At 28.1% G+C, this 14,206-nt stretch carries 15 protein-coding genes; all 15 read left to right on the forward strand.

Annotation, left to right across the window (positions count from 1 at the left end; all coding sequences use genetic code 11):
* The first annotated feature begins 49 nt into the window (after positions 1–49).
* Positions 50–1,048: a phosphate acyltransferase PlsX gene (plsX, locus tag U8307_RS14210; protein WP_326908907.1), complete on the forward strand. Its 999-nt coding sequence runs from the start codon at positions 50–52 to the stop codon at positions 1,046–1,048.
* A 4-nt stretch (positions 1,049–1,052) separates the two neighbouring features.
* Entirely contained in the window at positions 1,053–1,283 is a 231-nt protein-coding gene (acpP, locus tag U8307_RS14215) for an acyl carrier protein (RefSeq protein WP_326908909.1), read from the forward strand.
* A gap of 186 nt (positions 1,284–1,469) precedes the next feature.
* Complete coding sequence (gene rnc / locus U8307_RS14220) at positions 1,470–2,183, forward strand: ribonuclease III (RefSeq protein WP_326908910.1); 714 nt, start codon at positions 1,470–1,472, stop codon at positions 2,181–2,183.
* Positions 2,176–3,246, forward strand: coding sequence for an elongator complex protein 3 (locus U8307_RS14225; protein WP_326908912.1), 1,071 nt, complete (start codon positions 2,176–2,178; stop codon positions 3,244–3,246). The genes rnc and U8307_RS14225 overlap by 8 nt, the downstream gene beginning before the upstream one ends.
* Positions 3,247–3,259: 13 nt before the next feature.
* Positions 3,260–6,835, forward strand: coding sequence for a chromosome segregation protein SMC (smc, locus tag U8307_RS14230; protein ID WP_326908915.1), 3,576 nt, complete (start codon positions 3,260–3,262; stop codon positions 6,833–6,835).
* Positions 6,836–6,876: 41 nt separating this feature from the next.
* Positions 6,877–7,800 carry a signal recognition particle-docking protein FtsY gene (gene ftsY, locus U8307_RS14235; protein WP_326908917.1) on the forward strand — a complete coding sequence of 308 codons (924 nt, stop codon included), beginning with the start codon at positions 6,877–6,879 and terminating at the stop codon, positions 7,798–7,800.
* A 100-nt stretch (positions 7,801–7,900) separates the two neighbouring features.
* Positions 7,901–8,248: a YlxM family DNA-binding protein gene (gene ylxM / locus U8307_RS14240; RefSeq protein ID WP_326908920.1), complete on the forward strand. Its 348-nt coding sequence runs from the start codon at positions 7,901–7,903 to the stop codon at positions 8,246–8,248.
* Between the two features lie 6 nt (positions 8,249–8,254).
* Positions 8,255–9,610: a signal recognition particle protein gene (gene ffh, locus U8307_RS14245; protein ID WP_326908921.1), complete on the forward strand. Its 1,356-nt coding sequence runs from the start codon at positions 8,255–8,257 to the stop codon at positions 9,608–9,610.
* A 175-nt stretch (positions 9,611–9,785) separates the two neighbouring features.
* Complete coding sequence (rpsP, locus tag U8307_RS14250) at positions 9,786–10,049, forward strand: 30S ribosomal protein S16 (protein ID WP_326908923.1); 264 nt, start codon at positions 9,786–9,788, stop codon at positions 10,047–10,049.
* A 12-nt stretch (positions 10,050–10,061) separates the two neighbouring features.
* Positions 10,062–10,292: a KH domain-containing protein gene (locus U8307_RS14255; protein WP_326908925.1), complete on the forward strand. Its 231-nt coding sequence runs from the start codon at positions 10,062–10,064 to the stop codon at positions 10,290–10,292.
* Between the two features lie 57 nt (positions 10,293–10,349).
* On the forward strand, positions 10,350–10,850 hold the full coding sequence (gene rimM, locus U8307_RS14260) for a ribosome maturation factor RimM (protein ID WP_326908927.1): 501 nt from the start codon (positions 10,350–10,352) through the stop codon (positions 10,848–10,850).
* Complete coding sequence (gene trmD / locus U8307_RS14265; RefSeq protein ID WP_326908930.1) at positions 10,847–11,563, forward strand: tRNA (guanosine(37)-N1)-methyltransferase TrmD; 717 nt, start codon at positions 10,847–10,849, stop codon at positions 11,561–11,563. Before rimM ends, trmD begins: the two co-directional genes overlap by 4 nt.
* A gap of 105 nt (positions 11,564–11,668) precedes the next feature.
* On the forward strand, positions 11,669–12,016 hold the full coding sequence (rplS, locus tag U8307_RS14270) for a 50S ribosomal protein L19 (protein WP_326908932.1): 348 nt from the start codon (positions 11,669–11,671) through the stop codon (positions 12,014–12,016).
* A gap of 353 nt (positions 12,017–12,369) precedes the next feature.
* The gene (gene ylqF, locus U8307_RS14275) at positions 12,370–13,212 is read left to right on the forward strand and encodes a ribosome biogenesis GTPase YlqF (protein WP_326908934.1); all 843 of its coding nucleotides are present in this window, start codon (positions 12,370–12,372) and stop codon (positions 13,210–13,212) included.
* A 98-nt stretch (positions 13,213–13,310) separates the two neighbouring features.
* The gene (locus tag U8307_RS14280; RefSeq protein WP_326908936.1) at positions 13,311–13,943 is read left to right on the forward strand and encodes a ribonuclease HII; all 633 of its coding nucleotides are present in this window, start codon (positions 13,311–13,313) and stop codon (positions 13,941–13,943) included.
* Positions 13,944–14,206: the final 263 nt, after the last annotated feature.

The raw sequence follows: 14,206 nt of genomic DNA on the forward strand, positions 1-14,206 counted from the left end.
ACGATATACTAATTAATGGGTAAAATATACTAAAAACAGAGGTGTCCATATGAAAATTGTAATCGATGCCATGGGAGGGGATAATGCTCCAGAGGCAGTAGTTAAAGGAAGTATACTTGCTAGAGATGAATATAAGTTAAATATAATATTATCTGGCAAAGAAAGACAAATTAAAAATATATTAGATAAATCTACGACAAACTATAAAAACATTGAAATAATAAATGCAGAAGAGGTCATAACAAACGAAGATAAACCAGTTATGGCAATTAGACGAAAAAAGGATTCTTCATTGGTTAAAGCTTTAAACCTTGTAAAAGATAATGAAGCAGACGCCATTGTATCAGCTGGTAGTACAGGAGCCTTGCTAAGTGGTGGTTTATTAGTTATAGGAAGAATAAATGGAATAGAAAGACCTGCTTTAGGCACTATGATTCCTAATATGAGAGGTGGTTTTGCTTTGCTTATCGATTCTGGAGCAAATGTAGATTGCAAACCAGAATTTTTATTTGACTTTGCTTTAATGGGAGATATTTATCTTAAAAAAGTTATGAATATTTCTTCACCAAGAATTGCTTTAGCAAATATTGGAGCAGAAAAAAGTAAGGGAGATAAACTGACTCAAGAAACATATGAACTATTAGAAAATTCAAAATTACCACTTAATTTTATTGGCAATATTGAAGCAAGGGATGTTCTTCAAGGAAAGACAGATATAATAATATGTGATGGATTTGTAGGTAATATGATTCTGAAGACATTAGAAGGCACAGTCTTAGAACTTATGAAAGGTATAAAGACAACATTGATGTCAAGTACAAAGTCCAAAATAGGTGGAATGTTAATAAAACCTGCTTTAAATGACTTTAAAAACAAATTAGATTATAAAGAGCATGGAGGAGCGCCATTATTAGGTGTTAAAGCACCAGTAATTAAAGCACATGGTAGTTCAGATAGTATTGCCATTAAAAATGCAATACGACAGGCTAAAATATGTTGTGAAAGTAATATTAATAGTTTAATAGAAAAAAGTATAATAATGAGGTGATTGTATGTTTGAAAAAATTAGAAGTTTAGTAGCAGAAAAATTAAATGTTGATATTGAAGATATTAAAATGGAAACCTCCTTTTCTGATGATTTAGAAGCAGATTCTATTTCATTATTTGAACTAGTAATGTCAATCGAAGATGAGTTCGACATTGAAATTGATGATGACAATATTGAAAGTATTTCAACAGTAGGGGATATTGTACATTATTTAGAAGAAACTATAGGCAATTAATGATGCAGAATACTTGAAGAATCTACTTATAAATTAAAAAGGAGATTCTTCTACTTTCTTTTGAATTTGTCGATAATTTGGAAAATAAAAATAATTAATACTGATATTATAATTTTTTATTAATTCTATGAAACTTTCATGGCTGTAATAAAAAATTATAACTTACAATAGAAGATGGAGGTAGTTGTGATTATTAACTTAGAAGAACTTAATGAATTTGAAAAAATTTTAAAATATAAATTTAGTAATATAGAAGTATTAGAAAAATCTTTAACCCATAGTTCCTATTCAAATGAGGATAAATCATATTTAAAGGTTAACAATGAAAGATTAGAGTTTTTAGGAGATTCCGTTTTAAGTATTGCTGTAAGTAGATTTATATTTGATAAATTTCCTGATTATCCAGAGGGAGATTTAACAAAGCTTAGGTCACAAGTTGTATGTGAAGATACCCTTAGTTTAGTTGCTGCAAATTTAAATGTAGGCACTTATCTGCTATTAGGTAAAGGAGAAGAAGCTTCAGGAGGAAGAGAACGTAAATCCATACTTGCGGATGCTGTAGAAGCAATTATTGCTGCTATTTATGTAGATGGAGGCTATAAAGAAGCTGAAAAATTTGTTCTTGATAATTTAAGAAGATATATACAGCTTGCCGTAAAAGGAAAAATTATTACTGATTTCAAATCAAATTTACAGGAATATTATCAAGGTATTAAACAAACATGTAAAATTAGGTATATCGTTACAAAGGAAGAAGGACCTGATCATGAAAAAATGTTTCATGTTAGTGTTTTAGTGAATAAAAAGGTAGTTGGTAGTGGTGTTGGTAAAAGTAAAAAATTAGCAGAGCAAGATGCTGCCAAAAACGCATTAATATCTGAAGGGCAATTAAATGAGTAAAAAAATGAAAATAATTCCTGTTTTTGTTCCCCATATAGGATGTCCTAATGACTGTGTATTTTGTAATCAAAGAAGAATTACTGGTAAAGATAATGTAATAGTTAACTCTACCTATGTTAAAAATATTATTGAAGAATATAGAAAAACTATTGATGAAAATACATATACAGAACTTGCATTTTTTGGTGGAAGTTTTACAGCTATAGACTTAAGTTTACAAGAAGAACTATTAAAAGTAGGAAAATATTATAAAGATTCAGGTGTAGTTCATAAAATTAGATGTTCTACAAGACCTGATGCAATAAATGATGAAATATTATATTTACATAAAAAATATGGAATGAATATTATTGAACTTGGAATTCAAAGTTTGGATAATGAGGTGTTGAATTTATCTAACAGAGGACATAGTAAAAATGATGCAAAAAATGCTAGTTTGCTTATCAGAAAACATAATTTTATACTTGGACATCAGATTATGCCCGGTTTACCAGGAAGTACTAAGGAAAACGACATACAAACATGCAAAGAATCAATAGCTATGGAACCAGAAATAGTAAGAATATATCCCACTTTAATAATCAAGGATACAGCCCTTGTTGATATGTACGACAAGGGCATTTACAACCCGCTTACCTTAGAAGAAGCAATTGATATATCAGCAAAAATTTATTCCTTATATAAAGTAAAAAATATTAATGTAATCCGTATAGGTCTTCAAAATACAGAATCAATAAATTCAAATGAAGATGTTGTTGCAGGTCCTTTTCATCCTGCTTTTAGACAACTTGTAGAAGAAAAAATATATTTATCTTCATTAATTAAAATATTGAGTGATACAGAAATAAATAATCATTCTATACAAATATACGCTAATAAAAAAACTATAAATTATATCATTGGACATAAGAAATCAAATTTTATAAATATTAAAAAAATGTTTGGTATTAATAAAATCTCATTTAAAGAGACAAATAATGAAAATTTAATTGAAATATATAATGAATATAATAAGATAGGTAGTTTTGAAAATTCACAAATTTATAAAAACTACTTACGTTAAATTAGGGGGCAATATGTTTTTAAAAAAAATATATGTAAATGGATTTAAATCCTTTGCCGAAAAAACTGATATAATGGTCGAAAAAGGTATAACTGCAATTGTTGGTCCTAACGGAAGTGGAAAAAGCAATATCTCAGATGCTATTAAATGGGTATTAGGTGAACAAAGTGCTAAATCTTTAAGAGGCGGAAAAATGGACGACGTAATTTTTGCTGGAACTCAAAAAAGAATGCCCTTAGGATATGCAGAGGTTAATTTAATTTTCAATAATGAATCAGGTATTATTCCAATTGAATATAAAGAAGTAAGTATAAAAAGAAAGCTTTATAAAACTGGAGAAAGCGAATATTATATAAATAAACAACAATGTAGACTTAAGGACATTAAAGAACTATTCATGGATACAGGTATTGGGAGAGATGGTTATTCATTTATTGGACAAGGTAGGGTTGAAGATATTTTAAGTCCTAATTCCGATACTAGAAGAGAAGTGTTTGAAGAAGCTGCTGGTATCGTAAAATTCAAAACAAGGAAAGAAGAATCAAAAAGGAAACTTGAAAAAACAAATGACAATCTCGACAGAGTTGAAGATATAATACATGAATTAGAAGAACGTTTAGAACCTTTAAAAGAACAAAGTAATATTGCACAAAAATATATTAATTTAAAAAGTGATTTGAAAAAATATGAATTAAATTACTTTGTGAGAGAATATGAAAAACATAATGAAGCTTTAAAATTGTTAGATAATCAAAAAAAACAGACTATAGAAGAAAAAGAGAAACTTCAAAAAAGAAGAGAAGCTTTTTCTGAAACTATAATGAATCAAAAAGAAAAAATTAATAGTCTTCAAGAAAAAATAAAAGAAGTTGAAGAAATTCTTTTAGCTAAAAATAAAGAATATGAAAATTATTTAAGTTTAAGTCATGTGCATAGTGAAAAGAGTCTTTTATACAAAAATAATATCAATAATATTCAAGAAGAAATAGAATCTTTAATTAAAAGAAATCAAGAAATACAAAATTCCATTGAAGAATTAAAAATAGAAAAAGTTAAATATGAGGAAAGTTTAAAAAGCAATACTGATAAATTTAATTCTATGAATTCTGAAATATTGGGATATAAAGCAGAAATAGATAAGATTGTTAATGCAATTGAAAAAGAAAGAAATGATTTATTTGAACTCAACAAAGAAATAAATAAACTTAATAGTACAAAAAGCACAATTGAATCTTTTATGAATAATGATACAGAAAGAATACAACAACTTTCAAATGAAATCACTGAAGAAGAAACAGAAAATAATAATAAAAATGATATAATAATAAAGATTAAAAATGAACAAAATGAAATAAAAGAAAAATTAACTTTAGAAAAACAAGAACTAAAAGAAGAAATTAATAAATTTAAAATTTTTGAAGATAAAAAAAACAATTTAGAAGCAGAAATAAATAGATTAAGAGATGAATTAAGCAGCACAAAATCAAAACATAATATTTTGTCTAATATGGAAGCTTATTATGATGGTTATTTTAAAAGCATTAAAGTTCTAATGAATAAAAAAGATAATAATGCAATGCTTAAAAAAAACATATTAGGAACTGTTGGCGATATAATTAAAACAAAAAAAGAATATGAAACAGCTATTGAAATAGCATTAGGTTCAGCAATACAAAATATTATTGTCAAAGGTGAAAAAGAAGCTGAAGCCATCATAGACTATTTGAAAGAAAGCAAAATAGGAAGAGTAACATTTTTGCCAATTGATTCAATTCAAGAAAGAAGTTTGAATCAATTTGAAAAAGCTGTTTTATATGATCCTTGTGTAATTAATACTGGAGATAAGCTAGTTGAAACAGACACAAAATATAACAAGGTTATAAAACATTTATTAGGCAGAATCCTTATAGTAGATACCTTAAATAATGGATTTAAAATATCAAAAAAAATTGGTGGCTCTATTAAAATTGTAAGTTTACAAGGTGATGTTATTAATTCAGGAGGATCTGTAACTGGTGGACATGTTGGGAGAAATCAAAACTTTTTAGGACGAAAAAGAGAAATTGAAGAATGTAAAATTTTAATTGAAAAGGATTCTAAGAATTTGGAAATTAAAAATAATGAGTTAAGTAAACTTGTTAATGACTTAAAACTATGTAATGAGTCAATTAACAAAATTAATAATGACATTAGTGAAAAGAATAATTTATATAATATGTCAGAATCTAAAAAGAACATGTTACAAGAACAGGTTGAAAAAACATCAGTTGTAATTAATAAATATTTAAAAGAATTAAATTATATTGAGGAAGAAAAAGCAAAACGTGAAAAAGAAATTTTAGATATTGAAAATCAAAAAGAAATATGTAAAGAAAAAATAGACTTAAAAGAAAAGAATATTGAAAATATTGCTTTGCAAAATGACGATAATAAGAAAAAGTATGAAGAGTATAATTCTATTATATTGAAACAGAGAGATCAGGTCTCTCAGATTAATCAAGATATAAAGCTTATTGAAGAAAAAATAAGTAATTTTGAATCTGAAATTCAAAGAAATAAAAATAATAAAAATTCAAAAATAGAAAATTTAGAAAATACTGAAAGAGAAATACAAAAGGCTACTGAATTAATAAATGAATATACTATAAAAATTGAAAAATTGAAAATAGAAATTAATGATATCAATATAAAATACAGTAATGATAAAGAAAATTTATCAAAGATACAAAATGAAATTTATGAATTTCAAAATAAAATCAATGATGCAAACAAGGCTTTAACAGATGCATTAGATGATGAAAATTCAATGAATGTAAAAATTGAAAGAGAAAAGTCTCGTATTGAAGATATTTCAACAAAACTTTGGGAAGAATATGAATTGAATTATGCCATGGCTTTGAATTATAAAGATGATAGTGTCAGTCAATCTAGACTTTATAATGATGTTAACAAATATAAGAAGGCTATAAAAGAGCTCGGTAATATTAATTTAAATGCAATTGAAGAATATAAAGAAGTAAAAGATAGATACCAATTCCTTACTAAACAAAAGAAAGATTTAATAGATGCTAAAGAACAACTTAATGATGTTATAAAAGAACTTGAATTGAAGATGAAAGATAGATTTTTAGAAGAATTTACAAATATTAGATTGAAATTTAATGAAGTTTTTACTAAACTATTTAATGGCGGAAAAGGAGATGTTTATTTAGAAGATGAGGCTGATGCATTAAACAGCAATATTGAAATTGCAATACAACCACCAGGAAAAAAATTAAGCAAGATTTCATTGCTTTCTGGTGGAGAAAAAGCTTTAACTGCTATTGCTTTATTATTTGCAATATTAAAGACAAAACCAACGCCATTCTGTATACTAGATGAAATCGAAGCAGCTTTAGATGATGTAAACATTGTTAGATTTTCTCAATATTTAAAAGAATTTTCAAAGGAAACACAATTTATTGTAATTACTCACAGAAAAGGAACTATGGAAAATTCTGATATTCTATATGGTGTAACTATGGAGGAAAAAGGAGTAACTAAATTAGTATCATTAAAACTATCGGATGTTGATGATAAATTAATTTAGAGGATAGCAATTTGTATTATATATATTTTTAGGAGGAAATAATGAAACCAGAGAAAAAAGGATTTTTTGCTAAACTAAAAGAAGGTTTATCAAAAACAAAGAAAAATCTTACAGAACAAATTGAGAACATTGTTTTTCAACATAAAAAAATAGATGAGGACTTCCTGGATGAGTTAGAAGAAATTCTTATTACATCTGATATGGGAGTTGAAACAACTTTAGATATTATTGAATATATAAAAGGAGAAGTAAAGAAAAATAAAATCGAAGATACTACAGAAATTAAAAATATAATAAAACAATATTTAATTAATATGTTAAAAAAACACGAAAAAAATGAAGATAATATAAAGCAACAAAGGGTAATATTAGTAGTTGGTGTAAATGGTGTAGGTAAAACAACTTCTATAGGTAAAATTGCATATAGATTAAAATCTTCAGGTAATAAAGTAATTGTAGCAGCTGCTGATACATTTAGAGCAGCAGCAGTTGAACAACTTAAAGAGTGGTGCAATAGAGCAGATGTAGATATTATTGCATCAGAGCAAGGTTCAGATCCTGGATCAGTAATTTTTGATGCAATTCATGCTTCTAAAGCTCGTAATAGTGATGTTTTAATATGTGATACAGCTGGTAGATTGCATAATAAGAAAAATTTAATGAATGAATTAAGCAAAATATTTAAGATATTAGATAGAGAATTTTCAGAAGCCAAAATTGATGTTTACTTAGTAATAGATGCAACAACAGGTCAAAATGGTATTATTCAAGCTAAATTATTTAGAGAAACTTGCGATATAAATGGATTGATTTTAACTAAACTAGATGGAACTGCCAAAGGTGGAATAGCCTTTCCTATCGTTAATGAATTACAAATTCCAATAAAATATATTGGTGTTGGAGAACAAATTGATGACTTGCAAAATTTTGATGCAGAAAACTTTGTAAATGCAATTTTCGAATAATTGTTATAACATAATAAAATATTTTAAAAAACTATTGACAAAATCACTATAATGCGGTAGAATTCACTGTCAAGTAAAAAACTTTACAGTAGGTGATTATATGTCAGAGAAAAATTTTATATATAGTATACTTTATGACTATTATAAAGATTTATTGAAAGAAAATCAGGCAAATATAATTGACCTATATTATAATCAGGACTACAGCTTGTCTGAAATTGCTGAAAACATGAACATTAGCAGACAGGGTGTACATGATGCACTTAAGAGAGCTGAAAAGAGCTTGATAGAATATGAAAAGAAAATTAAATTACACTTCAAGTTTAAAAAATACTATAAGGTTGCAGAAAATATAATAAGGCTTACTGCAAGTATAACTGATGAAAAATATAAAGATACAACAGATAATATAATTACAGAAGCGCGTAAAATAATAAATGAAGGGTAGAATTCAATGTTTGAAAATTTATCTGATAAACTTCAAAATACATTAAAGAAATTAAGAGGTAAAGGCAAGCTTACAGAAAAAGACATAGATATAGCAATGAAAGAAGTTAAAATGTCATTGCTTGAAGCTGACGTTAACTATAAAGTAGTTAAAATGTTTGTAAACAATGTAAAAGAAAGAGCCTTGGGCCATGAAGTAATGGATAGTCTATCCCCTGGACAACAAGTTGTTAAAATAGTTCACGATGAACTAGTTAATATAATGGGCGAAGGAGAAAGTAAGCTTAATTTTAGTCCAAATGATATAACATATTTTATGATGTGTGGTCTTCAAGGTGCTGGTAAAACAACAGCAACAGGAAAACTTGCTAAAAAGTTAAAAAAAGAAGGTAAAAGGCCATTGCTTGTTGCTTGTGACATTTACAGACCTGCAGCTATAAAACAGTTAGAGGTCGTTGGTGGAAATGTAGATGTTCCTGTTTTTTCAATGGGTGATAAAACAAGTCCAGTAATTATTGCTCAAGAGGCAATGAAACATGCCTTAAAAAATGGTAATGATATTGTTATTATAGATACAGCTGGTCGTTTACATATAGACGAAGAGCTAATGGAAGAGCTAGTTCAAATTAAAGAAACTGTTAATCCAGAAGAAATTCTTTTGTTATTAGATGCAATGACTGGTCAAGATGCAGTAAAAGTTGCTGAAACATTCAATAAATACTTGGAAATTACAGGTGTAATATTAACAAAAGTAGATGGAGATGCAAGAGGCGGTGCTGCCCTTTCAATTAGAAATGTTGTAGATAAACCTATAAAATTTTTGTCTGTGGGAGAAAAGATGGATCAAATAGAAACTTTTCATCCAGACAGAATGGCATCTAGAATACTTGGCATGGGAGATGTATTATCAATTATTGAAAAGGCTCAAGATGCCTTTGATGAAAAACAAGCCATTGAACTACAAAAAAAATTAAAAACTCAAGAATTCAACTTAGAAGATTTTTTATCACAATTACAACAAATGAAAAACATGGGACCTTTAGACGAAATACTGGAAATGATACCAGGTTTAGGTGGCAATAAGAAACTTAAAGGCTTAAAGGTTGATGAAAAAGAACTAAAACATACTGAAGCTATAATTCAATCAATGACTAAAAAAGAACGCATGAGTCCATCATTAATAAATGGAAGCAGAAGAAAAAGAATTGCTGCTGGAAGTGGAACTTCAGTTCAAAAAGTAAATCAGTTATTAAAACAATATGAAGAAATGCGTAAAATGATGAAGAAGTTTTCTTCTATGGAAAAAATGGGTAAGAAAAAAGGTGGCTTAGGTGGACTTGGTAATTTCAAAATGCCATTTTAACTTGTAGGGTTTGCATATTTGTAAAACATAGGATGTATACAATCGTCCCTACATGCTAAATTCATGTTATGACTGTAGGGTTTGCATTGTATGCAAACCGCAGGGCGTATTACAATGCGTCCTCCTACATCACATATATAAACAAAAGCTTATATACTATAAGGAGGTGACAATAATGTCAGTAAAAATCAGATTAAAAAGAATGGGTTCTAAGAAGAAACCTTTTTACAGAATAGTTGTAGCTGATTCTCGTTCTCCAAGAGATGGACGTTTTATAGAAGAAATCGGATATTACAACCCTGTAGTTGAACCAAAAGTAGTTAAAATTAACGATGAAAGTGCTATTAAATGGTTAAACGATGGAGCAAAACCTACAGATACAGTTAGTATGTTATTTAAAACTAATGGTATTTATGAAAAAAGAGATGAAAACAAATAAGAGGTGATATAAATGGGTGAATTAGTAGAATATATAGCAAAATCACTAGTAGATAATCCGGATCTTGTAACAGTAACTGAAGTAGAAGGAAGTCAATCACTTATAATAGAATTAAAAGTCGCTCCTGATGATATGGGTAAAGTAATTGGTAAACAAGGTAGAATAGCTAAGGCAATAAGAACAGTAGTAAAAGCTGCTGCTACAAAAGATAACAAAAGAGTTATAGTTGAAATTATTCAATAATGCCTACTCAAGGGATTAGAAAACTAATCCCTATATATTTTGACAACAGAGGTAAATATGAAAGATTATATAAAGGTAGGAAAAATAGTTAATACTCATGGTGTAAAAGGTTACTTGAAATGTATACCATTAACTGACGATTTAAATCGATTTGATGAACTCGACTACATCTACACAGAAATGGATGATGTTAAAAGAAAAATCAAAGATGTTTGGTATAGAAAAGGCATGGTTTATATTTATTTAGAGAATATTGAAGATATGGATACTGCTGAAAGTTTTCGAGATACCTATATTTCTATATTGGAAGACCAGTTGAGAAAACTTCCAGAGAGTACATATTATTTATTTGACCTTGAAGGTCTTAAGGTGTACTCAACAGAAGGAAAGTATTTAGGTAATATAAGTACAATTTATCAAACTGGCGCTAATGATGTATATGAAGTGAAAAATAATAATACTTCCTATTTAATACCTGCCATTAAAGATGTTGTTAAAGAAGTAAATTTAAAAAACAATATAATGATTATAAATGTTATAGAGGGGCTTTTGGAATGACATTTGATGTAATAACTTTATTTCCTGAGCTAATAGATGTTTATACTAAAAACGGAATTATTGGCAGAGCAATTGATAATAATACATTTAATTTGAAATATGTTAATCTCAGAGAATATTCTGAAGATAAGCATAAAAAAGTGGATGATTATCCATATGGTGGAGGTCCAGGTATGCTGTTAAAACCTGAACCTATGTTTAATGCTTTGAATGCTATAAAACGAGACAATTCATATATTATTTATTTATCACCAAAAGGCAATTTGTTTACACAAAAAAAGGCCAAGGAGCTTTCTGCTAAAGAACATATAATACTTATCGCTGGACATTATGAAGGCATAGATCAAAGAATCATAGACAAATATGTGGATGAAGAAATTTCTATGGGAGATTATGTGATGACAAGTGGAGAACTTCCAGCTCTTATGATTATTGATGCAGTAGGTAGATTAATACCAGGTGTATTAGGATCTGATGAATCTTCAATAGAAGAATCTCATAGCAATAATTTACTGGAATACCCACAATATACTAGGCCTGAAAGCTACAAAAATATAAAAGTTCCAGATATTCTATTGTCTGGTCATCATAAAAAAATTAAAGAGTGGCGTCGTTTTAAAGCAATTGAAGTTACCCTCGATAGACGTCCAGATTTAATAAAAGATGAAAAAATTATAGAAGAATACAACAAATTAAAAAAAATATACAAATAATTGTTGTAAGCATTATAACAATTATGCTATAATGCATTAGAGTATACGGCGGTCCTCTATACGTTAAAAAGTATTAAGAACGCTTAAGCGAAGGGAGGTATACAAATGGATTTAATAAAATCAATTGAATTAGAACAAGTTAAAAGTGAAGTTACACCTTTTAATGTGGGAGATACAATTAAAGTACACGTTAGAATAAAAGAAGGTAACAGAGAAAGAGTTCAGGTATTCGAAGGTATTGTAATTAAAAAACAAGGCGGAAGTAACCGAGCAACTTTTACCGTAAGAAAACTTTCTTACGGAGTAGGTGTTGAAAGAACTTTCCCAATTCATTCTCCTAAAATTGAAAAAATCGAAGTAGTAAGAAAAGGTAAAGTAAGACGAGCTAGATTGTTCTATCTAAGAGAAAGAACTGGTAAAGCAGCTAAAGTTAAAGAATTAAGGAATTATTAATCAATTGAGGGCATCTGCCCTCAATTTTTGTATGACCTAACCCCATTTTTTCGACCGTAGGGAGAAAAAAATGGTTGGTAGGTCAACCGCAACGAACTCCCAATTTATGCGACCGTAGGGAGCAAATAAATTGGTGAGTGAGACTGCGTATACACTAACCCCATTTTTTCGACCGTAGGGAGAAAAAAATGGTTGGTAGGTCAACCGCAACGAACTCCCAATTTATGCGACCGTAGGGAGCAAATAAATTGGTGAGTGAGACTGCGTATACACTAACCCAAACAGTAGAGAGCGAAAAACAGGGTAGAAGAAAAAAATTACAGGTAATTTAGCCGTAATAGAAAGAGGTATATATGAATATAAATTGGTATCCAGGACATATGAAAAAAACAAAGGAACTGCTTCATGAAAATCTTAAGTTAGTAAATATTGTAATAGAAGTTATTGATGCAAGAATTCCCATAAGTAGTAAAAATCCGGATTTTGATATTCTTTTTAAAGATAAAAAGAGATTAATTGTATTAAATAAATATGATTTAGCTGATCCAGTTGCAAATAAAAATTGGGAAGAATATTATAAAAGTAAGGGATGGACAGTAGTATTATATAATTCTACTAATAATAAAGAACTTAGAAAACTCGAAATGGCCATAGCAGAAGCATCTAGGGAAATAATTGAAAGGTATAAAAAAAGAGGATTATTAAACAAAACAATTAAAGCAATGATAGTAGGAATTCCTAATGTAGGAAAATCAACTCTTATAAATTCTATTGCAAAAAAGAAAAGCGCCAAAACAGGAAACATGCCAGGTGTTACTAAAGGTAAGCAATGGATACGACTATCTGGTAATATTGATTTATTAGATACTCCAGGTATACTTTGGCCAAAATTTGATAACGAAGAAAGTGCATTAAACCTTGCTTTTACTGGAGCAATTAAAGATGAAGTTTTAGTTTTAGAAGAAATAGGATTGAAATTTATAGAAAAAATGCAACACTTAGGTAAAGAAAAAGCGATTATTGAAAAATATGGTGTGGAAAACAATGACAAAGCTCTAAATATAATGGAAAATATTGCTTTGAAGCGAAACTTATTATATAATAAAACTGAAATTGATTATTTAAGAGTTAGCAGTTTAATTTTAAATGATTTTAGAAGTGGAAAGCTAGGTAAAATCACTTTAGAAAAATCTTAATTCTCGATATAAAAATTTAGAAAATATAAACTATTATTTATTATTTTATAATTAAATAACTGAGTTATTGATAATAGTAATAGTAATTGGGGGTACATATGCTTAAAATAGAACAGGAACTTTGGGATAATGGTTATAAAAATATAGCTTGTATTGATGAAGTAGGAAGAGGATGTCTCGCAGGTAGTGTTGTTGCTTGTGCTATTATTATGCCTAGAAACTTACTAATCGACGGTGTGAATGACTCGAAAAAATTAACACCTAAAAAAAGAGATAAGCTCTTTGATATAATAAAACAATCAGCACTTGCCATTGGTATAGGTGAAATTAGTTGTAATACAGTTGATAAAATTAATATTAAAAATGCAACTAAACTTGCTATGAAACAAGCAATAGAAAACCTTAAAAATAAAGAAGGCAATAAGATAGTACCTGATTGTTTGTTAATCGATGCTGAAAAATTAGATTTACATATACCTCAGCATAATATTATAAAAGGTGATGAAAAATGTCATGGCATTGCCGCAGCTTCAATAATTGCAAAAGTTACAAGAGATAGACAAATGACAGTATTAGATAAAACTTTTCCAGAATATAAATTTGCAAAAAATAAGGGTTATGGAACTAAAGACCATGTCCAAGCATTGCAAATTTACGGACCTACTGAAATACATAGAAAATCATTTCTTAAAAAAATATTAAACAGAAATGAACAGATAGAAATGTTATAAAAGATATTTTATTTATCGTTTATTATCAATTAAAGGCGCAAACACCTACTATTATATCTATTTTACCATTAAAGTAATATATTACAACATTTGGTAACTTAGAAAGTCAATAGATTGCTTAGGTGTTATTTTTTTGTTTTAAATTCGAGGTCATTTTATTCATAATGTATGTTAATACCTTTAATATCCACCATTGAAATTAATTGTAAAATATTGTACAATACTGTAGAAAGTTTTTTACTTAAAATTTATTGAATCGGAGG

Origin of the sequence: Sedimentibacter sp. MB31-C6 (assembly GCF_035934735.1) — a bacterium.
In the GTDB taxonomy this organism is placed as follows: Bacteria; Bacillota; Clostridia; order Tissierellales; family Sedimentibacteraceae; genus Sedimentibacter.